29 protein-coding genes are annotated in these 24,345 nt (G+C 61.3%); 16 read left to right on the top strand and 13 right to left on the bottom strand.

Annotated features, from left to right (window positions below):
• The first annotated feature begins 70 nt into the window (after positions 1-70).
• Positions 71-544, top strand: a complete 474-nt coding sequence (greB, locus tag HX811_RS11870) for a transcription elongation factor GreB (protein ID WP_008437752.1) — start codon at positions 71-73, stop codon at positions 542-544.
• 46 nt (positions 545-590) lie between these two features.
• Here greB and HX811_RS11865 read toward each other — a convergent pair whose 3' ends face one another.
• The gene (locus HX811_RS11865; RefSeq protein ID WP_177046023.1) at positions 591-3,101 is read right to left on the bottom strand and encodes an ABC transporter permease; all 2,511 of its coding nucleotides are present in this window, start codon (positions 3,099-3,101) and stop codon (positions 591-593) included.
• Positions 3,101-3,784 (bottom strand): ABC transporter ATP-binding protein, encoded by a 684-nt coding sequence (locus HX811_RS11860; RefSeq protein WP_003218726.1) that lies wholly within the window; start codon positions 3,782-3,784, stop codon positions 3,101-3,103. Before HX811_RS11860 ends, HX811_RS11865 begins: the two co-directional genes overlap by 1 nt.
• Positions 3,785-3,794: 10 nt before the next feature.
• Between HX811_RS11860 and HX811_RS11855 the strand changes: the two genes are divergently transcribed.
• The 3 genes from HX811_RS11855 to HX811_RS11845 all read left to right on the top strand — a co-directional run bounded on the left by HX811_RS11855 (position 3,795) and on the right by HX811_RS11845 (position 5,793).
• Positions 3,795-4,400 carry an arylesterase gene (locus HX811_RS11855; RefSeq protein ID WP_177046021.1) on the top strand — a complete coding sequence of 202 codons (606 nt, stop codon included), beginning with the start codon at positions 3,795-3,797 and terminating at the stop codon, positions 4,398-4,400.
• A gap of 58 nt (positions 4,401-4,458) precedes the next feature.
• Positions 4,459-4,752 carry a hypothetical protein gene (locus HX811_RS11850; protein WP_003218723.1) on the top strand — a complete coding sequence of 98 codons (294 nt, stop codon included), beginning with the start codon at positions 4,459-4,461 and terminating at the stop codon, positions 4,750-4,752.
• A 72-nt stretch (positions 4,753-4,824) separates the two neighbouring features.
• The gene (locus HX811_RS11845; protein WP_008437756.1) at positions 4,825-5,793 is read left to right on the top strand and encodes a L,D-transpeptidase family protein; all 969 of its coding nucleotides are present in this window, start codon (positions 4,825-4,827) and stop codon (positions 5,791-5,793) included.
• Positions 5,794-5,925: 132 nt separating this feature from the next.
• On the opposite strand, the gene oprI is transcribed toward HX811_RS11845, so the two are convergent.
• A complete protein-coding gene (gene oprI / locus HX811_RS11840) occupies positions 5,926-6,177 on the bottom strand; it encodes an outer membrane lipoprotei OprI (protein WP_003172710.1) in 252 nt (83 codons plus the stop codon).
• Positions 6,178-6,803: 626 nt separating this feature from the next.
• Between oprI and HX811_RS11835 the strand changes: the two genes are divergently transcribed.
• Positions 6,804-7,085: a GNAT family N-acetyltransferase gene (locus HX811_RS11835; protein WP_003189869.1), complete on the top strand. Its 282-nt coding sequence runs from the start codon at positions 6,804-6,806 to the stop codon at positions 7,083-7,085.
• 113 nt (positions 7,086-7,198) lie between these two features.
• On the opposite strand, the gene HX811_RS11830 is transcribed toward HX811_RS11835, so the two are convergent.
• Both HX811_RS11830 and HX811_RS11825 read right to left on the bottom strand, forming a co-directional pair.
• Entirely contained in the window at positions 7,199-8,275 is a 1,077-nt protein-coding gene (locus tag HX811_RS11830) for a 3-deoxy-7-phosphoheptulonate synthase (RefSeq protein WP_003218719.1), read from the bottom strand.
• Positions 8,276-8,408: 133 nt separating this feature from the next.
• Positions 8,409-8,843, bottom strand: coding sequence for a PilZ domain-containing protein (locus tag HX811_RS11825; RefSeq protein ID WP_177040064.1), 435 nt, complete (start codon positions 8,841-8,843; stop codon positions 8,409-8,411).
• Between HX811_RS11825 and HX811_RS11820 the strand changes: the two genes are divergently transcribed.
• The 5 genes from HX811_RS11820 (at position 8,842) to cysB (ending at position 12,768) form a co-directional block, all read left to right on the top strand.
• Complete coding sequence (locus HX811_RS11820) at positions 8,842-9,234, top strand: hypothetical protein (RefSeq protein ID WP_003218715.1); 393 nt, start codon at positions 8,842-8,844, stop codon at positions 9,232-9,234. The genes HX811_RS11825 and HX811_RS11820 overlap by 2 nt on opposite strands.
• Complete coding sequence (locus HX811_RS11815; RefSeq protein WP_102368441.1) at positions 9,231-10,193, top strand: putative 2-dehydropantoate 2-reductase; 963 nt, start codon at positions 9,231-9,233, stop codon at positions 10,191-10,193. Before HX811_RS11820 ends, HX811_RS11815 begins: the two co-directional genes overlap by 4 nt.
• Before the next feature lie 14 nt (positions 10,194-10,207).
• Positions 10,208-11,125 carry a 5'-nucleotidase gene (locus HX811_RS11810; RefSeq protein WP_003218711.1) on the top strand — a complete coding sequence of 306 codons (918 nt, stop codon included), beginning with the start codon at positions 10,208-10,210 and terminating at the stop codon, positions 11,123-11,125.
• Positions 11,126-11,188: 63 nt separating this feature from the next.
• Positions 11,189-11,689 carry a universal stress protein gene (locus HX811_RS11805; RefSeq protein ID WP_003218709.1) on the top strand — a complete coding sequence of 167 codons (501 nt, stop codon included), beginning with the start codon at positions 11,189-11,191 and terminating at the stop codon, positions 11,687-11,689.
• A gap of 104 nt (positions 11,690-11,793) precedes the next feature.
• Positions 11,794-12,768: an HTH-type transcriptional regulator CysB gene (gene cysB, locus HX811_RS11800; protein WP_003218707.1), complete on the top strand. Its 975-nt coding sequence runs from the start codon at positions 11,794-11,796 to the stop codon at positions 12,766-12,768.
• A 5-nt stretch (positions 12,769-12,773) separates the two neighbouring features.
• Here cysB and HX811_RS11795 read toward each other — a convergent pair whose 3' ends face one another.
• Positions 12,774-13,256, bottom strand: a complete 483-nt coding sequence (locus HX811_RS11795) for a GreA/GreB family elongation factor (RefSeq protein WP_177046019.1) — start codon at positions 13,254-13,256, stop codon at positions 12,774-12,776.
• Between the two features lie 15 nt (positions 13,257-13,271).
• A complete protein-coding gene (locus tag HX811_RS11790; protein ID WP_003218702.1) occupies positions 13,272-13,640 on the bottom strand; it encodes a hypothetical protein in 369 nt (122 codons plus the stop codon).
• A 131-nt stretch (positions 13,641-13,771) separates the two neighbouring features.
• On the opposite strand from HX811_RS11790, the gene earP reads away from it, so the two are divergent.
• A complete protein-coding gene (gene earP, locus HX811_RS11785; RefSeq protein ID WP_177046017.1) occupies positions 13,772-14,905 on the top strand; it encodes an elongation factor P maturation arginine rhamnosyltransferase EarP in 1,134 nt (377 codons plus the stop codon).
• Between the two features lie 49 nt (positions 14,906-14,954).
• The gene (locus tag HX811_RS11780; protein ID WP_003218698.1) at positions 14,955-15,527 is read left to right on the top strand and encodes an elongation factor P; all 573 of its coding nucleotides are present in this window, start codon (positions 14,955-14,957) and stop codon (positions 15,525-15,527) included.
• 67 nt (positions 15,528-15,594) lie between these two features.
• Here the strand turns inward: HX811_RS11780 and HX811_RS11775 are convergent, their stop codons facing one another.
• The 4 genes from HX811_RS11775 to HX811_RS11760 form a co-directional block, all read right to left on the bottom strand.
• Positions 15,595-16,611 carry an alpha/beta hydrolase gene (locus tag HX811_RS11775; RefSeq protein WP_102368442.1) on the bottom strand — a complete coding sequence of 339 codons (1,017 nt, stop codon included), beginning with the start codon at positions 16,609-16,611 and terminating at the stop codon, positions 15,595-15,597.
• 25 nt (positions 16,612-16,636) lie between these two features.
• Entirely contained in the window at positions 16,637-17,056 is a 420-nt protein-coding gene (locus HX811_RS11770; RefSeq protein WP_003218695.1) for an organic hydroperoxide resistance protein, read from the bottom strand.
• A gap of 253 nt (positions 17,057-17,309) precedes the next feature.
• Positions 17,310-17,762 carry a MarR family winged helix-turn-helix transcriptional regulator gene (locus HX811_RS11765; RefSeq protein WP_003218693.1) on the bottom strand — a complete coding sequence of 151 codons (453 nt, stop codon included), beginning with the start codon at positions 17,760-17,762 and terminating at the stop codon, positions 17,310-17,312.
• A 77-nt stretch (positions 17,763-17,839) separates the two neighbouring features.
• On the bottom strand, positions 17,840-18,790 hold the full coding sequence (locus tag HX811_RS11760) for a LysR family transcriptional regulator (protein ID WP_008437773.1): 951 nt from the start codon (positions 18,788-18,790) through the stop codon (positions 17,840-17,842).
• Between the two features lie 108 nt (positions 18,791-18,898).
• Here HX811_RS11760 and HX811_RS11755 point away from each other — a divergent pair, with 108 nt between their 5' ends.
• On the top strand, positions 18,899-19,648 hold the full coding sequence (locus HX811_RS11755) for a sulfite exporter TauE/SafE family protein (protein ID WP_023659061.1): 750 nt from the start codon (positions 18,899-18,901) through the stop codon (positions 19,646-19,648).
• On the opposite strand, the gene HX811_RS11750 is transcribed toward HX811_RS11755, so the two are convergent.
• Positions 19,638-20,519, bottom strand: coding sequence for a LysR family transcriptional regulator (locus tag HX811_RS11750; protein ID WP_023659060.1), 882 nt, complete (start codon positions 20,517-20,519; stop codon positions 19,638-19,640). The genes HX811_RS11755 and HX811_RS11750 overlap by 11 nt on opposite strands.
• Before the next feature lie 70 nt (positions 20,520-20,589).
• On the opposite strand from HX811_RS11750, the gene HX811_RS11745 reads away from it, so the two are divergent.
• Positions 20,590-20,796, top strand: a complete 207-nt coding sequence (locus tag HX811_RS11745; RefSeq protein ID WP_003218685.1) for a DUF1127 domain-containing protein — start codon at positions 20,590-20,592, stop codon at positions 20,794-20,796.
• A gap of 45 nt (positions 20,797-20,841) precedes the next feature.
• Complete coding sequence (locus HX811_RS11740) at positions 20,842-22,071, top strand: winged helix-turn-helix domain-containing protein (protein WP_008437776.1); 1,230 nt, start codon at positions 20,842-20,844, stop codon at positions 22,069-22,071.
• Here HX811_RS11740 and HX811_RS11735 read toward each other — a convergent pair.
• Positions 22,051-23,397: a class II 3-deoxy-7-phosphoheptulonate synthase gene (locus HX811_RS11735; protein WP_003218681.1), complete on the bottom strand. Its 1,347-nt coding sequence runs from the start codon at positions 23,395-23,397 to the stop codon at positions 22,051-22,053. The two genes, HX811_RS11740 and HX811_RS11735, sit on opposite strands and share 21 nt — an antisense overlap.
• Positions 23,398-23,515: 118 nt before the next feature.
• On the opposite strand from HX811_RS11735, the gene HX811_RS11730 reads away from it, so the two are divergent.
• Positions 23,516-24,271: a spermidine synthase gene (locus HX811_RS11730; protein WP_177046016.1), complete on the top strand. Its 756-nt coding sequence runs from the start codon at positions 23,516-23,518 to the stop codon at positions 24,269-24,271.
• Positions 24,272-24,345: the final 74 nt, after the last annotated feature.

Genomic DNA, 24,345 nt, shown 5'->3' with positions numbered 1-24,345 from the left:
GCGTTAAATGCGTTGTGCCTGATGCGGCAGCGGGTCTGAAAAACGCAAACTTCCAGGGGATGTAGAGCTTTTGAGCACCAAGCTGATTACCAAAGAAGGTCATGAAGCCCTGAAAAAGGAGCTTGATTACCTGTGGCGAGAAAAGCGCCCTGATACCACCCGCAAAGTGACGTGGGCGGCCTCCCTGGGGGACAGGAGCGAAAACGCCGACTACCAGTACAACAAGAAGCTGCTGAGGGAAATTGATCGTCGGGTGCGTTATTTACGCAAGCGCCTGGAAGACATGCGCGTGGTCGAGTACATGCCCGAGCAGGAAGGGAAGGTGTTTTTCGGCGCCTGGGTGGAGATTGAAAACGAACAGGGCGAGACCAAGCGGTTTCGCATCGTGGGGTACGACGAGATCTATGAGCGTATGGACTACATCTCCATCGACTCACCCATGGCCCGGGCACTGTTGCGCAAGGAAGTGGATGACGAGGCGCTCGTGCAGACCCCCAGTGGCGAAGTGTGCTGGTGGATCACCGCTATCGAATATGTGAAGTGACAACGGATGGCCCGTACGCATGAACGCGTGCGGGCCATCTGCGTTTTCAGCCCTCGCGCAGCACCGTCAACGGGCTGGCATTCAGTGCACGGCGGGTGCCGAATACGCCAGCACCGCCGATCAGCACGGCGCCGATCACCGGCAGCAGCAATAGCCACGGATGTGGGTGCCAGGTCAGGTCGAACGCGTAGCGATACAGCACCAGTGTCACCAGTTCCGTACCCAACGCTGCCAACAGCCCGCTGACTGCGCCCAACAACCCGAACTCGATACGCCGGGCCTTGACCAGCAACTTGCGCTCAGCCCCCAGCGCCCGCAGCAGGGCGCCCTGGCGAATCCGCTCATCGAGGGTTGCCTGGAGCCCGGAGAACAACACGGCCATCCCCGCTGCCAGGACAAACAACAGCACGTACTCCACCGCCAGGGTGACCTGGGCCAGGATGCTGCGCAGTTGTTCCAGCAGTGCCTCCACCTGCAGGATGGTCACCGCCGGGAAGGCCCGGGACAGGTCGACGATCTGCTGGTCATGGCCGGGTGCGAGGTAGAAACTGGTCAGGTAGGTGGCCGGCAGGTCCTTCAGGGTGCCGGGCTGGAAGATCATGAAGAAGTTGGGCTGGAAGTTGTCCCAGTTGATTTCCCGCAGGCTGGTGACCCGCGCTTCGCGGTTTTCCCCGCCGACGGTAAACACCAGGTGATCGTTGAGCTTGAGTTTCAGGCTGTCGGCGACCTTGGCCTCCACCGAGACGCCTGGAATCTCGTCGGTCGGTTGCGCCGTCCACCAGGAGCCCGCCGTCAGCTTGTTGCCCGGTGGCAGGTCGGCGGCCCAGGTCAGGCTCAAGTCTCGCTGTACTGCACGATCGCCGCTGGAGTCCTTGCTGACAATCTCCTGCACTGGCGAGCCATTGATGCTGATCAGTCGTCCCGGTACCACCGGATACAGCGGAGCCGATTGCGCCTGTAATTCCAGCAGGCGTGCGCCGAAGGCGTCTTTGTCGGCGGGCAGGATGTTCAGGGCGAAATAGTTGGGGGCGTCCTTGGGCAACTGGTTCTGCCAGGTGTCCAGCAATTCGCCGCGCAACAACGCGATCAAGCCCATGGATAACAGGATCAGCCCGAACGCCAGTGACTGCCCCGCGGCGGCCAGGGGATGACGCAGCAACTGGCCCAACCCCAGGCGCCAGGGCAGGGAAGCCCGGGCCAGCAGGCGCCGCAGGCTTTGCAACAGCAGCAGGAGCAGGCCGCCGAGAACCAGTGCAGCAATCACGCCGCCACCCAGCAGGGCGAAGGTCAGCACCAGGTCGAGGCTCAAGCGCCACATGATCAGGCCCAAGGCGAAGAGTGCGGCGCCGTAGACCATCCAGGTGCTGGAAGGGATTGGCAGCAAGTCGCGGCGCAATACCCGTAGTGGCGGCACCCGCCCCAGGGCGGCCAGCGGCGGCAGGGCGAAACCGGCGAGGGCTACCAGCCCGGTGCCAATCCCGGCAACGGCCGGCAGCAGCCCGCCGGGTGGAACGTCCGCCGGCAGCAGGTCATGCAACAGCGCAAACAGGCCCAATTGCGCCAGCCAGCCGAGCAGGGCGCCGGTCAGGCTGGCCAGCAACCCCAGCACGGCCAATTGCAGGCTGAACAGCAACATGGTTTCGCGTCGCGACAACCCGAGGCAGCGCAGCAAGGCGCTGGCATCAAAGCGTCGGCTGGCGAAGCGATTGGCCGAGAGCGCCACGGCCACGCCGGAGAGCAGCACCGCCACCAGGCTGGCCATGTTCAAGTAACGTTCGGCCTTGCCCAGCGCGCCGCCGATCTGCTGGTTGCCGTCGCGCGCATCCTGCAGCCGCTGGTTGGCCGCCAGGCCGGGCTTGACCAGGTCGCGATAGGTTTGCAGCACGGTGCCGCCCTGTGGCGCTCGCCACAGGTCGCGATAACTCACGCGACTGCCGGGCTGCACCACGCCGGTGGCGTCAAGGTCGGCCAGGTTGATCATCACCCTGGGCGTCAGGCTATAGAAGTTGCCGGCGCGATCCGGCTCATAGGTCAGCACGCGGGAAAGGCGCAGGGTCTTCATGCCGACGTCGATGCTGTCGCCGATTTTCAGGTTCAGTGCCGTCAACAGCCGTGCTTCCACCCAGGCTTCACCGGGTTTGGGGCCACCTCCGGCAGTTTCTTCGGCGAAGGGTTCGGCGGCGCTCTTCAGCTCGCCGCGCAACGGATACGCCTCGTTGACCGCCTTGATGCTGGACAGCTGGATGCCGGCGTCAGTGGCAATCACGCTGGAGAATTCCACCACCCTGGCGTGCTGCAGGCCCAGCTCGGTGCCACTCTGGATTTGCTCGGTGCGGGCGGGTGAACTGCCTTCCAGCACCAGGTCGGCCGCCAGGAACTCGGTGGCGCGCAACATCATCGCGCCGTTCAGGCGGGCACCGAAGTAACCGATGGCGGTGCTGGCGGCCACGGCCACCAGCAGGGCGAAGAACAGCACACGCAGTTCGCCGGCGCGGGCATCGCGCAGCAACTGGCGAAGGGCAAGGCTGAACAGGCGCAACAAGGGCAAGCGTGCCATCAAGGCTCCAGGGGCGCGACCATCAGGCCGGCTTCAAGACGGATCAGGCGACGGCAACGGTGGGCCAGGCGCTCGTCATGGGTCACCAGCACCAGGGTCGTGCCGCTCTCTTTGTTGAGTTCGAACAGCAGGTCGCTGATGCGCTCGCCGGTATGGCTGTCGAGGTTGCCGGTGGGTTCATCGGCAAACAGCACGTCCGGTTCGGCAGCAAACGCCCGGGCAATCGCTACCCGTTGCTGCTCACCCCCCGAGAGTTGGCGCGGCGAGTGGGTGAGACGCTGGCCCAGGCCGACACGCTCCAGCAGGTGTTTGGCGCGCTCGCGGGCGTCCTTGCGACCGTCCAGCTCCAGGGGCAGCATCACGTTTTCCAGCGCGTTGAGGCTGTCGAGCAACTGGAAGGACTGGAACACAAACCCCACGTGCTCGGCGCGGATGCGTGCACGCTGGTCTTCGTCGAGGGTACTCAGGGCCTGGCCGGCGAGGGTGACTTCGCCACTGCTGGGCAGGTCGAGGCCGGCCAGCAGGCCGAGGAGGGTGGATTTGCCGGAACCGGAGGCGCCGACGATAGCCAGGCTATCGCCCTTGTTCAGTTCCAGGCTCAGTTCGTGCAGGATAGTCAGTTCACCTTCCGCGCTGGGAACCACTTTGCTAAGGTTTCGCGCGGTGAGAATGCTTGCGCCCATGGAGAATCCAATGCGAATGTGGTTTTTGAGTGCTGGCCTGGCCTTGATGTGCATGGCCCAGAACGCAGCGGCGGGTACAGTCCTGATCGTTGGCGATAGTATCAGTGCCGGTTTCGGGCTGGATACCAGCAAAGGGTGGGTAGCGTTGTTGGGACAACGGCTCAAGAGCGAAGGTTTCGACGATAAAGTGGTCAACGCCTCTATCAGCGGCGACACCAGTGCCGGAGGCCGGGCGCGGCTGCCGGCGGCGCTTGCAGAGCATAAGCCGGACCTGGTGATCATTGAGCTGGGCGGCAATGACGGCCTGCGTGGGCAGCCCCCCGAGCAATTGAAACAAAATCTTGCATCGATGATTGAACAGTCCAAGGACAGCGGTGCCAAGGTGCTGCTGCTGGGCATGCAGTTGCCGCCTAATTACGGGCCGAAATACACCACCGCGTTTGCTAATGTCTACCCGGCCCTGGCCAAGGAAAAAAGCGTCCCGCTGGTGCCGTTTTTCCTTGAAGGCGTCGGTGGTCATCCGGACCTGATGCAGGCTGACCAATTGCACCCGGCGGTTGGCGCGCAGGGCAAGTTGCTGGAAAATGTCTGGCCAACGCTAAAACCACTGCTATGACGCTTTTCTAGCAGCGGTCTTTCGGCTAAGGTGGCGCCCCCCCGATTTGGAGCCCCCGATGTCGCGTCCTGCCTGGTCACTGTTTGCCTACCAACTGATCGAGCCTGACGAACAGCTGGATCTGTTCGCCTGCCAGGAAGTCCGGGTGCATCTGGTGACGCGTCAATTGGAGTTGGGCGGGTCCATCGACCGCACCCTCTGCGGCACGTTGTTGCCTGCCCAGCCGCGCTGGTCATCGGTGGATCGCTCGATCTTCCAGGACCAGCGTTTGTGCCCCCTGTGCCGGGCGATCCTCGAGTCGCAAAAACGCGGCACACCGCCGATCTGGCCAGAGCTGCGCTTCGAGCTTTGAATATGGGTGCCCGCCGGGCAGCCGTGTACAATCCATTTTCTACTACCCGTCGATCTGCGAAGGAATTCCCGGATGTTGTCGCGCCTTTCCGCCGTCACCTGCTGCCTGTCTCTCGCTGCGCTCTGCGCGGCCGGTCCTGCTGCAGCCTTGCAGTTGCCTTTGCCGCCACCGGGTGAAGATATCGTTGGCCAGGTCCAGGTGATCAAGGCCAAGTACGAAGATACCTTCGCGGACCTCGGCACCACCTACGACCTGGGTTATTCGGAGATGGTCGCGGCCAACCCGGGCGTGGATGCCTGGCTGCCGGGAGCGGGTACCGAGATCGTGTTGCCGACGCGCTTCATCTTGCCGCCCGGCCCGCGTGAAGGCATCGTGATCAACCTGGCGGAGTACCGGCTCTACTACTACCCCAAGGGCCAGAACGTGGTGTACACGTTCCCGTTGGGGATTGGCCGTGAAGGCTGGGGCTCGCCAGTGGCCCACACCACCATCACGGGCAAGATCCCGAACCCGACCTGGACCCCGCCAGCCTCGATCAAGGCAGAACACGCCGCCAATGGCGACCCGTTGCCCAACGTCGTGCCGGCCGGCCCGGACAACCCGCTGGGGCCGTTCAAGTTCACCCTCGGCACGCCGGGCTACCTGATCCACGGTTCCAACATGAAGTTCGGCATCGGTACCCGTACCAGCCACGGTTGCTTCCGCATGTTCAACAACAACGTGCTGGAAATGGCCGACATGGTGCCGGTGGGCACGTCGGTGCGGATTATCAACGACGCCTACAAGTTCGGCGCGGCCGGGGGCAAGGTCTACCTGGAAGCCCATACGCCGCTGAACGACGATGGCACCCCATCGGTCGTCGACAAGCACACCGCCGTCATCAACGCCTTGCTCAAGCGTGAAGACCTGTCCAGCAACCTGCGGGTCAACTGGGACCAGGTGCGTGACGTGGTTGCGGCTGAAGACGGTTTGCCGACGGAAATCGGTGTACCCGGCGGGGCGCCGATGGTGTCGAGTACGCCGGTCGATCTGCAGCAGTAAGCCTGCACGATCCATAACCCGTTATCGCCTCGCGCGGTGACGGGTTTTTTATTGTCTGGAATCCAGCCAAATCACAGGCAAAAAAAAGCCGATCCAAGAATGGATCGGCTTGATAACAACCCCGGAGGATTATTACTTGCGGCTTGCTTTTTCAAGCATGCGCAGAGCGCGCTCGTTAGCTTCGTCAGCAGTCTGTTGTGCTTTTTGAGCAGCAGCCAGAGCTTCATCAGCTTTACGGTAGGCTTCGTCTGCACGAGCCTGGGAGCGTGCTGCTGCGTCTTCAGTTGCAGTCAGACGAGCTTCGGTTTCTTTGGAGACGCTGCTGCAACCGGTAGCCAGAACTGCGGCCAGAGCCAGAGCAGAGAATTTCAGAACGTTGTTCATCGTGTTCCCCTTCAAGGACTTTCTATTAAATGGCTACTTTCTCAGAGTGAGCTAATAGCCGGCGTACATACTACCCATTACTTGTAGTAAGTAAACTGACGTAGCGCAAGAAGCAAAAAAAATTCTCGCGCCCAATCTATTTTGGCTAATCTTTCGAGAGTCTGTATAAAAAATATCCAGATTTTTGCACTCGGCCGAGGATTGGATCCAGCCTGAAAGGGCCGGCTGGCATGTGTTAAGCCATGTAAACATAAGTCATTTTATATATCGTCCCTGACACTATTGTTCAGATTGTCTTTTCACCATTCGGTATCTTTTGTGCATGTTGAGGTGACTTTAAGAGCGCGTGTTCGTCTCAAGCTTCAACTGCCGGCAATGTTCAGGCCATCGACGTAAGGAATCTCGATTGGCCCTTTCTATGTCCGCCAGCGCAACGGAAGACGAGCGCGTCTTGAGCAATTGTGCGATTGGCGCCTACTATTTCCCTGTGCTGGTTGTGAGCGCTAGTGCAAGGCACTGGCCGCTTTTCTCGTTGTCGAAACCGGCACCGGGTGGCGTAGATGTTCCTTCGCCGGAAAAACATCGGTAAGGTAGGGGTCAGAAACCAAGACCCGCGAGGAGTAGTGATGAGCGAGGCGTTGTCCATCCACCATGACCAGGCTGGTCATCAGTTCGAGACCAATGTGGACGGTCATCGTGCCTATCTGACCTATATGGATCTCGGGAAGCAGACCCTGGATATCTATCGCACCTTCGTGCCCAACGCATTGCGCGGCCGTGGCATTGCTGCCGCGCTGACCGAGGAAGCATTGAAGTTCGCCGAAGAGGCAGGTTATACGGTGATCCCGTCCTGCTCCTACGTTGAGCGCTACATGGAGCGCCACCAGCGCCATGCCGCGAAGCTTTGAGCATTGAGTAGGGCGGTACGCAGAGCATCCCAGGATGCATTCCCACGCAGAGCGGGGGAACGATCAAAAAAACGCCGGGTTTAGCCCGGCGTTTTTGTGTCCGCAGTCTGTGCTCAGCCGCGCTGGCGCTTGGGCAAGACGTCCTTGAGCTTGGCGTGCATGCTGCGCAAGGTGGTCTCGGTGGCAGACCAGTCGATGCACGCATCGGTGATCGACACGCCGTATTGCAGGTCGGCCAGGTCCTTTGGAATCGCCTGGCAGCCCCAGTTCAGGTGGCTTTCGACCATCAGGCCGATGATCGACTGGTTGCCTTCCAGAATCTGGTTGGCCACGTTCTCCATCACCAGCGGTTGCAGGGCCGGGTCCTTGTTGGAGTTGGCGTGGCTGCAATCGACCATGATGTTCGGCTTGATCTTCGCCTTGTTCAGCGCCTGTTCGCACAGGGCCACGCTGACCGAATCATAGTTGGGCTTGCCATTGCCGCCACGCAGTACCACGTGACCGTAGGCGTTGCCCTTGGTGGTGACGATGGACACGCCACCTTCCTGGTTGATGCCCAGGAAGCGGTGCGGGCTGGAGACCGACTGCAGGGCGTTGATCGCCACGGTCAGGCCGCCATCGGTACCGTTCTTGAAACCCACGGCCGAGGACAGGCCGGAAGCCATTTCGCGGTGAGTCTGGGATTCGGTGGTGCGTGCACCAATTGCCGACCAGCTGATCAGGTCTTGCAGGTACTGCGGGGAAATCGGGTCCAGGGCTTCGGTTGCCGTCGGCAGGCCCATTTCCGCCAGGTCCAGCAGCAATTGACGACCGATGTGCAGGCCGTCCTGGATCTTGAACGAGTCGTCCAGGTACGGGTCGTTGATCAAGCCTTTCCAGCCGACGGTGGTACGCGGCTTCTCGAAATAGACACGCATCACCAGGTACAAGGTGTCGGACACTTCCGCCGCCAGCACCTTCAGGCGCTCGGCGTATTCGTGGGCAGCCTTGAGGTCATGGATCGAGCACGGCCCGATGACCACGAACAGGCGGTGGTCGGTGCCGTCGAGAATCTCACGGATGACTTCGCGGCCCTTGGTGACGGTCTGCAGGGCAGCGTCGCTCAGGGGGATTTCGCGCTTGAGCTGATCAGGCGTGATCAGGGTCTCGTTGGATTCGACGTTAAGGTCGTTGATCGGTAAATCAGCCATCGTGTTACTCGTCAGGGTCACGGGTGCCGGCCGCCAGCGATCCCCGTGCGGCGGAGCACAGCATGATTTAAGTGCAGCGGGGAGCGGAACCTTAGCGCGTTACAAGGCTGCGAGACAATGGGCAACGCCCGCTTTAATCCAGCGCTGGCAGCACAAAAGCCTCATGGGAGAACTCGCCGGCATGGCGCGTGACCCATTCCCGGGCCAGCGCTTCGCTCTGCCCGGGTGTGGGCTCGGCGCCTTCGTGGAGGCGGCAGTACCGTTCGATCTGGCACACTTGCTCACCCATCCGCGCACCGAACAAGGCCTGCTCATCGGTAAAGGCAATGTCGACGCGGTAGCCGTTTTCGGCCTTGCGGCACCATGCCACATAGCCCGGATAGCGGGCCGTCTGGCCCAGTGAGGGGATGTGCAACTCGATGGCCGCGCCCTGGCGCCAGGCCCGCGGGCAATTGCATGCGACGCCGCCCAGGCCGATAGTGTGCAGCCGTTGGCGGGAAATGCCGGAAATGGGGCGTTGGGTTATTTCGACAGCGACATCATCAGGGTGAGGAAAGAAACGACCCATGCACACGGACTCCGAGCACCGTCCAGTTGACGGCGGTGGCAGCAGTATAGTGAAAGAACTGCAACTTACCGACCTGGATATCGACCAGCAATTACTGGGGCTTCCCGGCACGTCCCTGGTGGTGTTTACCGGTGACGGCTGCTCGCGTTGCCGCTTCCTGCACCAGCAACTGCCGGGTTGGGACTTGCCGGTGGACCGGGTGTGCTGGGTGGATGCGGGTCACAATGGCGGGGCAGTGGAGCGCTACGAGATCTTTCACCTGCCGGCGTTGTTTGTGGTGTGCGACGGGAAATTCCATGGAATATTAGCGTCACTGACGCGTCTGACCGCCAGCGACCTGACTCAAGGTGTGCAGCAGGCGCTCAAACGAATACCAGAGGAGTTGCCATGACCGAAGTAACAAAACAGTCGCCACGGATCGGGATCATCGGCACCGGGGCCATTGGTGGCTACTACGGTGTGATGCTCGCGCGCGCCGGCTTCGATGTGCATTTCCTGCTGCGCAGCGAGTACGCGGCGGTCAGCGAGCGCGGCCTGCAACTCAACAGCACGATCCACGGAACCGTGCACCTTCACCCGGTACAGGCTTATGCCCGCGCCGCCGACATGCCGCCGTGCGACTGGCTGCTGGTGGGCACCAAATCGACCGGGAATGTCGAGCTGGCCCCGACCATCGCTCAGGTTGCCGCCCCGGACGCCAGGATAATCCTGTTGCAAAATGGCCTCGACGTAGAGGACAGCCTGCGTGAACACCTGCCGCCGTCGCTGCACCTGCTGGGTGGCCTGTGCTACATCGGCGTGCACCGTTCCGGTCCCGGGATCGTCGAGCATCAGGCGCTGGGCCGGGTCAACCTGGGTTACCACAGTGGCCCCGCGGCCAACGATGACAACGGTCGGCAAGCCATCGTCGAAGAAGGCGCCGCGCTGTTTCACCAGGCCGGTATCGATTCCCAGGCCATGGCCAATGTGCACCAGGCGCGCTGGCATAAACTGGTGTGGAACGTGCCTTACAACGGTCTCTCGGTAGTGTTCGGCACGGGCACCACGGCGATGATGGCGGATGAGTCCAGCCGCGAACTGATCCAGGCGCTGATGGCCGAAGTGGTGCAGGGCGCCCACGCCTGCGGGCATGAGATTCCCGCCAGTTACGCCGGGCAGATGTTCACCATGACCGAGAGCATGGATGACTACTTGCCCAGCATGTATCACGATTACGTGCACAAGCGCCCGCTGGAACTGGCGGCGATCTACGCGCGCCCCTTGGCCGCGGCCAACGCGGCGGGTTGTGAATTGCCACGCATGCAGGCGCTGTATCAGGCCTTGAGTTTTATGGATCGGCATAACCGCTGATTGGGGGGAACACCATGGCGAAGGGATTGGGCGACAAACTGGTGCTGGCGATTTCCTCGCGAGCGCTGTTCGACCTGAGCGAGAGCCACAAGGTCTACCTGGCCCAAGGCGTCGAGGCGTACCGCAAGTACCAGATCGACCACGAGGAAGAAACCCTCGAGCCCGGTGACGCCTTCCCGCTGGTGAAGAAACTCCTGAGCCTCAACGCCAGCCTCGGCCGCGCCCGGGTCGAGGTGGTGCTGGTGTCGCGCAACAGTGCCGACACCGGCTTGCGTGTATTCAATTCGATCCAGCATTACGGGCTCGACATCTCCCGCGCGGCGTTTGTCGGCGGGCGCAGCCCTTATCCTTATCTGGCGGCGTTTGGCTGCCACCTGTTTCTGTCCACCCATGCCGAGGATGTGCGCAGCGCCCTGGATGCCGGGTTTGCCGCAGCGACGATTCTGTCGGGCGGCGCAGGTCGGGCCTCCAGTGCCGAATTGCGGATTGCCTTCGATGGCGACGCGGTGCTGTTTTCCGACGAGTCCGAGCGCGTTTATCAGTCGGGCGGCCTTGAAGCCTTCCAGGCCAGCGAGCGCGAATCCGCCCGCGAGCCGTTGCGCGGCGGCCCATTCAAGGGCTTCCTGGCGGCACTCAACCTGTTGCAGCGCGAGTTCCCCGACGAGTCCTGCCCCATCCGCACTGCGCTGGTGACCGCCCGTTCGGCGCCTTCCCACGAGCGGGTGATTCGCACGCTGCGCGAGTGGGATATCCGTCTCGACGAGTCGCTGTTTCTTGGTGGCCTGGAGAAGTCGGCGTTCCTCGAAGCCTTCGCCGCCGATGTGTTTTTCGATGACCAGGAAGGGCATTGCGAGAAGGCCCGGGAGTTCGTGGCTACCGGCCACGTACCCCATGGCATCAGTAACGAGTTGAAAATTCAGACCGAGGGCTGAGCACTGCCAAAGGCGCTGCTAAGCTGAATCAATCCCCGCCATCCTGGCTGCCCAGGAGGTTCTATGATTCGTTCGATGCTGTACGCCACTGACCTCGGTCTGTATGCCCCCTATGTGATGCAACATGCCCTGGCGCTGGCGCGAACGTTCAAGGCTGATCTGTATGTGATTCACGTGGTCGAGCCCATCGGGCTGTTCGCCGAATCGGTGTTGCAGAGCTACCTTGATGAGAAGGCCTTGAGTGAATGGCAAAGCCAGGGCCTGACGACGGTGATGGCGACCATCGAACAACGGGTGCTCGACAGTTTTCGCGAGGAGCTGGGGGACGGGGAGCAGGACCTCAAGTTGATCCGTTCGGTGCGGGTGATCCAGGGTGATCCTTGTGAAGTGATTCTCGACCAGTCGCAGAAACTCTCTGTGGATTTGTTGATCGTAGGTAGTCACAGCCAGGCGGTCGGGGTGGCAACACCCCTGGGGAGAACCGCCGCACGGGTGCTGCAGCTGTCCCAGGTGCCGGTGTACCTGGTACCGCTGTTACAGCGTCGACGCAGTGACGACGTGTGATTGGTAGAAAACGATAAAAAGTTCTAGATTTATCCGTCTAACCTTTAATATAGTTATATACCGTCGCTGATACCCGTGGCGTCTATCCGCTTTGAGGGACACATATGAAGCTTCAACAACTGCGCTACATCTGGGAAGTGGCGCACCACGACCTCAACGTTTCCGCTACTGCTCAAAGCCTTTACACCTCGCAACCCGGTATCAGCAAGCAGATCCGCCTGCTCGAAGATGAGTTGGGCGTTGAAGTGTTCGCGCGCAGCGGCAAACACCTGACCCGCGTCACCCCGGCCGGTGAGCGCATCATCACCACCGCCGGCGAGATCCTGCGCAAGGTCGAAAGCATCAAGCAGATCGCCCAGGAATTCTCCAACGAGAAAAAGGGCACCCTGTCGATCGCCACCACCCACACCCAGGCGCGTTATGCGCTGCCGCCGGTGATCAGCAGCTTTATCAAGCAGTACCCGGACGTGGCCTTGCACATGCACCAGGGCTCGCCGATGCAGATCGCCGAGATGGCCGCCGACGGCACCGTCGATTTCGCGATTGCCACCGAAGCGCTGGAATTGTTCGGCGACCTGGTGATGATGCCGTGCTACCGCTGGAACCGTTGCGTCGTGGTCCCACAAGGTCACCCATTGGCCAAGCTGCCGAAGCTGACCCTGGAAGCCCTGGCTGAATACCCGATCGTGACTTACGTGTTCGGTTTTACCGGCCGTTCGAAACTCGACGAAGCCTTCAGCCATCGTGGCCTGACGCCGAAAGTGGTGTTCACCGCGGCTGATGCCGACGTCATCAAGACTTATGTGCGCCTGGGCCTGGGTGTCGGTATCGTCGCCAAGATGGCGGTCGACACCAAGCTCGACAACGACCTGGTGGTGCTCGATGCCAGCGAGCTGTTCGAGTCCAGCGTGACCAAGATCGGTTTTCGTCGTGGCACCTTCCTGCGTGGTTTCATGTGCGACTTCATCGAAAAGTTCGCGCCGCACCTGACGCGCGAAGTGATGGCCAAGGCCATCCAGTGCCACAACAAGCAGGAACTGGAAGAGCTGTTCGACGGCGTTGAACTACCGGTTCACTGATCGGCTTACGTCACCTCGGTAACAGCAAACTGTTGCCGAGCGCCCCCCACCAGAATCTCCACCTCATCCCCTTCGAACTTGCCCAGCAGGCTTTTGCCCAGGGGCGAGCGTGGGGTGATGACGGTCACCGGTTGCCCCACCACATCGACCTTCAACCCTGCGCCGTCCGGCGCCAGGAATAGCCACTGCTGGCGATCGTTCTCATCCACCAGTCCCAGCAATGCGCCCACTTCGATCCCGCGCTGGTCATCGTAGGCACGCAGTTGCATGTTCTGGCAGAGCGTCAGCGCCTGCTTGATCTCCTCGACGCGCCGGGCCTGACCGGCGGCCAGGTAGGAAGCCTCCAGGCCCAGGGTGTCGTACTTGTTCTCGGCGATGTTTTCTTCGTGGGTCGCGGTTTCGTACGCGGTTTGCGCGGCGCGCTGGGCGACATCGAGATCGACCGCGAGCTTGTCCAAAACCAACTGGTGAACGGCGTGTTTATTCATGGGCGGCTTTCGTGATCAATCGCAAAATTGCAGGACGTTGGCCCGGCTCTTGTCGTTGGGGGCGTTCTGGTCCTGTTGCAGCCAGAACTGGCATTTGGGGTTGGACAGGTTGCGCGGGTTGTTACGGGCCTGGTCCAGGGTTTGCTGTTGCTCCTGCTTGCGCAGGTTCTCCTGGTACTGCTCGAACATCCGGTTCGGCGGCTCCGGTGCAACCACCTCCGGCTTGCCCAGTTGCTGCACCACTCGGGCCACCGGCGCCACGGTTTGCTCGGGCAGGTAGCGGGAAGCCAGCCACACGCTCAGCACAATGGCGATAAACCCCAGCCACAGGCCGAAGGCCACGGCGATACTGAGTTTGAACAGCGAGAACGAACGATCAGACATGGTGGCCTCCTGGCAGGCACGTGCGGCATGGCGCCGATTGTCCCACAGCCGCGCGCAGAATAATCGCGATCAACCCTTCTGTATCGAGGCATTTATACGGACAATCGAGCCTTTGAGCGTTGGAGCCCGGAATGAAAGCCCGCTGGGATATTTTTTGCAGCGTCGTCGATAACTACGGCGACATCGGCGTGACCTGGCGCCTGGCCCGGCAATTGGTGGCGGAACAAGGGTGTGCGGTGCGCTTGTGGGTCGATGACCTGCGGGCGTTCGAACGCATGTGCCCCGAGATTGATGTGCAGGTGCACCAGCAATGGCAAGAGGGCGTCGACGTGCGCTACTGGCCCTCCGACTGGCCGGCGACCGACGCGGCAGACGTGGTGATCGCTGCGTTCGCCTGTCAAGTGCCGCCTGACTACATGGAAGCGATGGCCGCACGCGACCGCACGCCGCTGTGGATGAACCTGGATTACCTGAGCGCCGAAGACTGGGTGGTCGGCTGCCACGGTTTGCCCTCGGTGAAATTCAAGGGCGTGCAAAAGTACTTCTTCTTTCCCGGATTCCGTCCCGGCACCGGCGGCTTATTGCGTGAGGCGGGGCTGCTGGAACAGCGCGATGCCTTCCAGCAAGACGCCGCCGCCCGGCAGCAGTTTCTGCAGGCGCTTGGGGTTTTCCCGGTGGACGGTGCGCGGATGATGTCGTTGTTCGCCTATGAAAACGCCGGGCTGGCCAGTTGGCTCGACGTGCTGGCGGCCGATGGGCGCGCCACTCATCTGCTGGTGCCGGAAGGGCGGATCCTCGGAGATGTGCAGGGCTGGCTGGGGGTCGAGTCATTGGAAGTAGGTGATGTGCACCGGCGCGACGGGTTGACCGTGCAAGTGCTGCCGTTTGTGCGCCAGGAGCAATACGACCGGCTGTTGTGGTGCTGCGACTTCAACGCCGTGCGCGGCGAAGACTCGTTCGTGCGGGCGCAATGGGCCGGGCGGCCACTGTTGTGGCATATCTATCGCCAGGACGAAGACATTCACCTGGACAAGCTCGATGCGTTCCTTGAGCTGTATACCGAAGGTCTGTCTCCGGCTGCGAAAGTCGCATTGGTCGGCCTTTGGCAGGCCTGGAACGCTGATGGCGATATGGCACTTTGCTGGAAAATGCTGCTGGAACACTGGCCGGAAGTGACCGCGAACGCCGAGAAATGGGCTCTGGAACAAGGCTCGCGGACCGATCTTGCGACGGCGCTGGTACAGTTTTATGTAAATTGGATATGATACGCGACCTTGATTTTTGTAAATCCCATCCAAATTTCGGATATTCGCAATGAAAACTGGTAAAGAACTGAAACCCGGTACAGTGATCCGTCTCGAAAACGACCCTTGGCTGGTTCAGAAAGCTGAGTTCACCAAGTCTGGTCGTAACAGCGCAATCATGAAGACCAAGCTGAAGAACCTGCTGACCGGTTACAAGACCGAGATCGTCTACAGCGCCGATGACAAACTGGACGACGTGATCCTCGACCGCAAAGAAGCGACCCTGTCCTTCATCAGCGGCGACACCTACACGTTCATGGACACCACCGACTACACCATGTACGAGCTGAACGCTGAAGACATCGAAGCCGTTCTGCCGTTCGTGGAAGAAGGCATGGAAGACGTCTGCGAAGCTATCTTCTTCGAAGACCGTCTGGTTTCCGTAGAGCTGCCGACCACTATCGTGCGTAAGGTTGCCTACACCGAAGGTTCCGCTCGCGGCGACACTTCGGGCAAGGTGATGAAGCCTGCCAAGCTGGCTAACGGTACCGAACTGCAAGTAGCCGATTTCATCGAAATCGACGACCTGATCGAGATCGACACCCGTGAAGGTGGTTCGTACAAAGGTCGCGCCAAGAAGTAATTCCTGCGCCACCGGTACGATAAAAAAAGCCCGACCATGCGTCGGGCTTTTTTGTGGGTGCCGGTTTTTACTTCAGGTGTTGCTTCAGCTCCTCGGACGCCTGCAGCAGCGCCGAACGAACCTCCGGTACCTGGCTGACGACATTCAGCAAACCGTAGTCATGGATCATGCCGTTGTAGCGCACGGCGGTCACCGGTACACCGGCTTCATCCAGTTTGCGGGCATAGGCTTCGCCTTCGTCACGCAGCACGTCCGAGCCTGCGGTCTGAATCAACGCAGGTGGCAAACCCTTGAGCTGCGCGGTGCTTGCCCGCAGGGGCGACGCATAGATCTCGGCGCGCTGGTTGGTGTCGGTGGTGTAGTTGTCCCAGAACCACTTCATCATGTTACGGGTCAGGAAGTGGCCTTCGGCAAACTGGTTGTAGGACCCGGTGTCGAAGTTGGCGTCGGTCACCGGCCACAACAGCAGTTGGAACTTGATTGACGGAGTGCCCCTGTCCTTAGCCATCAGGCTGACCACCGCTGCCATGTTGCCGCCGACGCTGTTGCCGGCGACGGCCAGGCGTTTGCCATCGACGTTGATCTCGCTGCCGTGTTCGGCCACCCACTTGGTTGCCCCGTACGCCTGGTTGATCGCCACCGGGTAGTGCGCTTCAGGTGATGGCGTGTAGTTGACGAACACCGCCGCCGCTCCCGACCCCACCACCAGGTCACGCACCAGGCGCTCGTGGGTCGGGAAATCCCCGAGTACCCAGCCACCGCCGTGGAAGAACATGAACACCGGCAATGTGCCCTTGACCCCGGCCGGACGCACGATGGTCAGGCTCAGCGGCTGGCCATCGACTTGAATGGTCTTCTGGCTCACGTCGGCCTTGGGCAGCGTCAGTTTCACGCCTGACTGTGCACCTGTCAGCACCGCACGGGCTTCCCTGGGCGTCAGTTGCTCCATCGGTTTGCCGGTGCCGGCGTTCAGTACATCGAGAAACGCCTGGGTGTTGTGTTCCACGTCACCGCTGGCCGCAAAGGCATTGGTGATCGAGAAGGCGAGCAGGGTGCCGGTGAGTACTTTGCCAAATGTGTTCATGTTCTTCTCCAAAAAACCGCGTGGGTCAGACGGTTACGTGCAGGCGTACATCGACGTTGCCACGGGTGGCGTTGGAGTAAGGGCAAACCTGGTGCGCAGCGTCGACCAGGCTTTGCGCGTCGTCCTGGGCCAGGCCGGGCAAGCTGACGTGCAGGTCGATGTCCAGGCCGAAACCGCCGGGGATTTGACCGATGCCGACGTGGGCAGTGATCGAAGCGTCATCCGGGATTTTGCGTTTGGTCTGGCTGGCGACGAATTTCAGGGCACCGATGAAGCAGGCGGAGTAACCGGCGGCGAACAGTTGTTCCGGGTTGGTGGCCTGGCCACCCGCGCCGCCCAGTTCTTTTGGCGTGGAGAGTTTTACATCGAGGATGTTGTCGCTGGAAACAGCACGACCATCACGGCCGCCGGTGGCGGTGGCTACTGCGGTGTAGAGAGCTTGCATGGTGATTTCCTCGTCAGTATCTGCGCTAAATGTTTGCGCGCTAAGTAAGTGGCGAGGTGAATGTATCGCGCTAATAGTTAGTGCGCAAGATATATTTGGAAAATATTTTGCGTGCTTTGATAGCCAGGCATTGCACAAACAAATGTGGGAGCGGGCTTGCTCGCGAATGCGGTGTGACAGTCACTAGATGCATTGACTGATCCACCGCATTCGCGAGCAAGCCCGCTCCCACATTTTTTGATGCGTGGTGCCTTTAGAGGGAGACTTGCAGGTTTTTTCGCAGTGCCAGTAAATCGCCCTGCAGCTTGCGCAACTGCTCGATGTCCAGCCCGCTGGCGCCCAGGATGCACTGTGGAATATCCATGGCTTTGTCCCGCAGGGCGCGCCCGGCCTCGGTCAATTCAACCACCACCACGCGCTCGTCTTCGCGGCTGCGGGTGCGGCTGAGCAGGCCTTCGGCTTCCAGGCGCTTGAGCAGCGGCGTCAGGGAGCCGGGATCCGTCAGCAGGCGATTGCTGATTTCGCCTACGGTCAAGCCATCCTCTTCCCACAGCACCATCATGGCCAGGTACTGCGGATAGGTCAGGCCGAGGGCTTGCAGCAGCGGTTTGTAGACCTTGGTCATCAACAACGAGGTGGAATGCAGGGCAAAACACAGCTGGTTGTCGAGCAACAAGGATTCGCAGGTATCGAGGGGCTTGGTCATGGCAGTGCCTTAAAACGTGTCTGGTTTCGAATCTAGCGGGCAAATCTTTAACGCGCCAGACAATTCTGTCCGGCCGGTCAACCCAGGCCGCTTTGCAGTGCCAGGTCCCAGGGCGGCACAGGGCTGAAGCGCGCCTTGAGGTATTCCAGCAACAAGCGGCTGCGGGCGTTGGCGTGTTGCTCCAGGCGTAGCGCATAGATGCCCGCGGTTTCAGGCGTCGGCAGGCCGTTCTCGCAGAACAGCGGGACCAGTTCACCGCGCACCAGGTATTCGCTGGCGAGCCAGGTGGGCAGATGCGCAACACCCAGCCCGGCCAGCGCGCCTGAAAGCAGGGCTTCGGCGTTATTGGCGCTCATGCGAATGCGCTGCGGGCGGTAGGTGGATTTGCGCCCATCGAGCTCAAAACGCCAAGCGAACATCGGTGCCAGGCCTTCCCAGTCCAGGCCGTCATGCTCGCTTAACTGGCTGGGATGGGTCGGCGTGCCACGGCTTTTCAGGTAGGCCGGGCTTGCGCAAGCGATGCGCACGATGCTGGCCAGTGGCGTGGCAATCAGCCGGGTGTCGACGATATGCCCGGCCCGCAGCACCAGGTCGACCTTGCCCAGATGCTCGCCCTGCATGTCGACAAAGCTGTCGATCAAGTGCAGGTGCACGTCCAGTCCCGGATAGACATTGAGAAAGTCAGCGATGGCAGGCGCCAAATGCCGCCTGCCGAAAGCCGCCGGTGCGTCCACGCGGATCAAGCCTTCAGGCGCATGACTCAGCGACACCGCTTCGGCCCGCGCCAGTTGCAGCTCGCTGACAATCCGCCGGGCGCGCTCGGCAAACGCCAGGCCGGCGGGCGTCGGCACCACCGCATGGGTGCTGCGTTGAAACAGCCGGCTACCCACCGAGCTTTCCAGGCTGTCGATGCGCCGCGCCACGGCCGAGGGCGTGAGCGGGTGACGGCGCGCGGCTGCGGAAAAGCTGCCGGCTTCCAGTACGTCGAGAAACAGGCTCAGTTGATCGGTCAATGTATTGGGGTTCATCAGCGTCTGCTTGTGCGAGATTGGCACAGCCATTGTGCGTTGCTGTGCGTTTCCGCACCAGAGCGGACTGCGTAGCATGGAAGGCCTGGGAACAGCAGGAGCGAGCGGGTGGCAGATTTAACGTTGTATTTAATGCTGGGCGTAGCGTTGGGCACGGTCGGTGGCTTGTTCGGCATCGGCGGCGGGCTGATTGCCATTCCCGTGCTGGGGGTATTTTTCGGCCTCGACCAGCAGATCGCCCAAGGCACGGCCCTGGTGATGGTGGTGCCGAATGTGATGCTGGCGTTGTGGCGTTATCACCAGCGCAACCGGATTGAATTGCGTCATGCACTGCCGTTGGGCGTGATGGGTTTTTCCTTCGCCTGGCTGGGCTCGATCTGGGCGGTGGGGATCGATGCTGACGTGATGCGGGTGGGTTTTATCGCGTTTCTGCTGGTATTGGCGTCCTACAACCTGCTGCGAATGTTTACCCACAATGCACCGCCGTCAGCGCAGATGCGTTATTCCTGGCCGTGGCTTGGGGTGTTGGGCGCGGCGTCAGGCTCCATGGGTGGCTTGTTCGGGGTGGGCGGTGCAGTGGTTGCCACGCCGGTGCTGACCAGCATCTTCGGCACCAGCCAGGTGGTGGCCCAAGGGCTGTCGCTGGCCCTGGCTTTGCCGAGCACCAGCGTGACCCTGGTGACCTACGCCTGGCACCACGAAGTGGACTGGCTGATCGGCTTGCCTTTGGCCGTCGGCGGTTTGCTCAGTATCAGTTGGGGCGTGAAAGTCGCCCACGCTATGCCGGAGCGCATGTTACGCGGGCTGTTCTGCGGGTTCCTGGCGGTGTGTGCGGTGATGCTGACGTTTAAAGTTTGAAGCCTTCGAGGATGTATTCGGCGAGGCATTCGGTAATCGGCGAGGTGGTGCGCGGGTTGCGCAACAGCCGCAGGTTGACCGACGGCAGCGGCGGAAAACCGTCCGCTGTGCCCAATATGCGCAGGTCTTCGGTCACCAGGCTTTCCATATTGATCGTGACGGCCAGGCCGGCACCCACCACTGCGAGGATCGCGGCCCCGTTGGAGCTGTGATACGCCAGTCGGTATTCCTGCCCCTGGGCGTCCAGCGCGGCGCGTGCCCACTGCGTGCAAAAACTGTCGAGGCCGGAAATGGCCAGGGGCAGGGCGCTGTGCTCATCCATACAGAAGCAGGGCGCCGCCACCCACACCATGCGTTCATGGCGCAGCAGTTCGCCGATTTCATTTCCCGGTTCGCGGCTGATAACGGTCAGGTCGAGGTCCCGGCGCTGCATCAGCACCGGCGACGACTCGCAGTGCATTTCAATCTGGATCAGCGGGTAAGCCTTGGAGAAGCGCTTGAGAATCCCCGGCAAGTAGCGCATCACGTAATCGTCCGGGGTGCCGATGCGCACCAACCCGACCATGTGCGGCTCGCGCAGGGTGTTGAACACCTCGCTGTGCAGCTTCAGGATCCTGCGGGCATAGCCCAATAGCACCTGGCCTTCCGGAGTCAGCCGCACCTGGCGACCATCGCGCTCGAACAACTTGCGCTGCAACACATCTTCTTCCAGGCGTTTCATCTGCATGCTCACCGCCGACTGGGTGCGGTTGACCTGCTCGCCGGCGCGGGTAAAGCCCCCTTGATCAGCGATGGCGACGAAGGTGCGCAGCACCTCGGTGTCGATACTCGGGTAGCTGGACAATTGATCAATCTCCGAGATGTATTGCATAAGAAACATTCGTTGGATTGATCATAGCGCCAGGCACAGACTTCAGTCATCCCCACTGGAGGGCGAGATGATGAAAGGTCAAAGAGGCTTTGTACTGATGGCGAAGCGGCCGTTTTCCGGGCTGCTTCAACTGGGTTCCCGGTGGATGGCCGTGCACCGTGAGCGTCAGCTGTTGATGAGCATGAGCGATGAGGCGCTCAAGGACATCGGGCTCAACCGTGGCGATGTCGAGCAGGAAAGCCGCCGGCATTTTTGGGAAGACCCGCTGCGAAAATGACTCGGGATGCAGTAGGGTGGTTCGCGAGCACACAAGGAGATGCCCATGCCCGCAGAACTGTCCTTTTCCCTCAAGCAGGCGCGACGCCTGGCGCTGGCCGCCCAGGGTTTTTCCGGGCGCCAGCCGCCGGCGTTGATCAAGGCGGCGCAGGTCAATCGCCTGGTTGAGCGTTTGGGCGTGTTGCAGATTGATTCGGTAAATGCGGTGGTGCGTTCGCACTACCTGCCGCTGTTTTCCCGTCTGGGGCATTACTCTCCGTTGATTCTAGAGCAGGCCGCCTGGAGTTCGGGGCGGCGCCGCTCGCTGTTCGAATATTGGGGCCATGAGGCGTCGTTGTTGCCAATGGCGTTGTACCCATTGATGCGCTGGCGCATGGAACGGGCGGCCCGGGGGCAGGGGATCTATCAGCAAATGGCGCGTTTTGGTCGCGAGCAGCAGGCCACCATCGCCCGGGTGCTGGGCATCGTCGAACAACAAGGCGCCCTGGGTGCGGGCAGTTTGTCGACCCGCGAGGAGCGCGCCGGCCCGTGGTGGGACTGGAGCGATGAAAAGCATGCGCTGGAATGGTTGTTCGCCGCCGGCCAGGTGACCGTCGCCGGGAGGCGGGGTTTTGAGCGTTTGTATGACCTGCCGGAGCGTGTGATCCCGGCCGACATTCTCCAGCAACCCCCCTTGGACGAGGCTGAGGCGCAACGCGGTTTGCTGCTGCACAGCGCCACGGCGCTGGGGGTGGGCACTGAAAAAGACCTGCGCGACTACTTCCGTCTGGACCCGGCCGACAGCCGTGGGCGCCTGGCGGAGCTGGTCGAGGATGGGCAATTGATCACCTGCGAGGTCCAGGGCTGGAAACAGCCGGCTTATTGCCTGCCCGAGCCGAAAGTCCCGCGCAAGGTGCCTGCCAGCGCACTGTTATCGCCTTTTGATTCGCTGATCTGGGAGCGCAGCCGTACCGAGCGGTTGTTCGATTTCCGCTATCGGCTGGAGATCTACACGCCGCAGGACAAGCGGGTATATGGCTACTACGTGCTGCCGTTCCTGCACAACGAGCGGATTGCCGCGCGCGTGGATCTGCGGGCGGAGCGGGCGGCCGGACGCCTGGCGGTGCATGCCGTTCACGAGGAAGAGCCGGGGCTGGACGAGGAGGGCATGCGCGCGCTGGCCCTGAATCTGCGGCAGATGGCCGACTGGCTCGGGCTTGAGCAGATACAGCTCAATTGCCAGCGGGCCAGTGCGGCACGGTTGCGGGTAGAGCTTTTAACGCTTGACCTGTTTTAGCGTCTCGGCAATCAGGAATGCCAATTCCAGCGACTGATCGGCATTCATCCGTGGGTCGCAGTGGGTGTGGTAGCGGTCCGACAACCCGTCTTCGGTAATCGGCCGTGCGCCACCGATGCACTCGGTGACGTTCTGCCCGGTCATCTCGATATGAATCCCGCCGGCGTAAGTGCCTTCGGCTTCATGCACCTGGAAGAACTCCTTCACCTCACTGAGAATCTGCGCGAAGTCCCGGGTCTTGTAGCCGCTGCTGGCCTTGATGGTGTTGCCGTGCATCGGGTCGGAACTCCACAGCACCTGCTTGCCCTCGCGCTGTACCGCGCGGATCAGGTTCGGCAGATGGTCGCCGACCTTGTTGGCACCCATGCGCGCAATCAGGTTCAGGCGGCCCGGGTCGTTGTCCGGGTTGAGGATGTCGATCAGGCGGATCAGGTCGTCGGGGTTCATGCTCGGGCCGACCTTGACCCCGATCGGGTTGTTCACCCCGCGCAGGAATTCGACGTGGGCACCGTCCAGTTGGCGGGTGCGATCACCGATCCAGAGCATGTGTGCCGAGCAGTCGTAATAGTCGTTGGTCAGGCTGTCGCGGCGCACGAAGGCTTGTTCGTAGTTGAGCAGCAGCGCTTCGTGGGCGGTGAAGAAACTGGTCTCGCGCAGTTGCGGCGAGCTGTCCATGCCACAGGCACGCATGAAGGCCAGGGTTTCGTCGATGCGGTCGGCCAGTTGGCTGTACTTCTCGGCCAGGGCGGAGTTGGCGATGAAGTCCAGGTTCCACTTGTGCACCTGGTGCAGGTCGGCAAAACCGCCCTGGGCAAACGCCCGCAGCAGATTCAGGGTGGCGGTGGACTGGTGGTAGGACTGCAGCAGGCGGTCCGGATCGGGCACGCGGCTTTTTTCGTCGAAGCCGATACCGTTGACGATATCGCCGCGGTAGGCGGGCAGGGTGATGCCGTCGATGGTTTCATCGTTGGAAGAGCGCGGCTTGGCGAACTGGCCCGCCATACGCCCGACCTTGACCACCGGGCAGCCGGCAGCGAAGGTCATCACAATCGCCATCTGCAGCAGCACCTTGAAGGTGTCGCGGATTTTTGCCGCCGAGAACTCGGCAAAACTCTCGGCGCAATCGCCGCCTTGCAACAGGAAGGCGCGACCCTGGGTCACCTCGGCAAACTGACGGCGCAACTCACGGGCTTCACCGGCAAACACCAGCGGCGGATAGCTCGCCAGGTTTTGCTCGACCTGCGACAAATGCGCGGCGTCAGGGTACTGGGGTTGTTGCTGGATCGGCAGGGCGCGCCAGCTGTCGGGGCTCCAGGGTTGGCTCATCATGAACTCGAGTGATTTGCGGTCGGGCCGTCATGTTATCAGCAATTAGTACGTGACCTGCTGCCGCCGGTTCGCCCACAATCCCGGCTTTCCCGTTGGCACGCCGTTAGGAGTTGCAATGTCTGAGGAGCGCGTCGAGCGCCTGCTGGCCGAGGTCCATGATGACTTCGGCATGATCCGCGTGCTGGAAGTGGCCGATTACCGCTTTCTCGAGTTTGGCGATGCCATCGAGCAGAGTTGTGTGTTTACTGCTGACCCGAGCTGGTTGGAGTATGACTACACCCGCGCGATGCTGATTGGTGCGTTGTGCCATGAGCAGCCGGAGAGTGCGTTGTTCCTGGGCTTGGGCGCTGGGACGTTGACCCAGGCTTGCCTGAAGTTTCTGCCTTTGGATGATGTGGAAGCCATCGAACTGCGGCCTGATGTGCCGCGTCTGGCCATTGAGTACTTGGGGCTGGATGATGATCCTCGGTTGTATATCCGCGTTGGGGATGCGTTGGAATTGCTGCCTTCGGCTGAGTCGGCGGACCTGATTTTTGTCGACCTGTATACGGATGTTGGCCCTGGGGTTGGGCACCTGGCCTGGACGTTTCTGGAGAATTGCCAGAAGAAGCTGAACCGGGGGGGGTGGTTGGTGATTAATCAGTGGGCTACGGATGATGGGAAGCCTTTGGGGGCGGCGTTGTTGCGTGGGTTGTATCACCGGCATTATTGGGAGTTGCCGGTGAAGGAGGGGAATGTGATTTTGCTGGTGCCGGCGGATCTGGATCAGGTGCTCGATGTGGCGGCGTTGTCGGCGCGGGCTGAGGGGTTGGCGTCGCGGTTGGGGTATTCGTTGCAGTCGCTGATCAAGGCGATTCGGCCGGCTACGTAGGGGTTTGATTGTGTACATATCCGTTGCTGCGGTAACGGCGGCTTATGGTTCCGCTCTTACAGCGGGTCACTTTT

The sequence above is a fragment of the Pseudomonas sp. F8002 genome, from assembly GCF_013385495.1.
Lineage (GTDB): Bacteria > Pseudomonadota > Gammaproteobacteria > Pseudomonadales > Pseudomonadaceae > Aquipseudomonas.
This window is presented reverse-complemented; position numbering and strand designations above follow the sequence as displayed.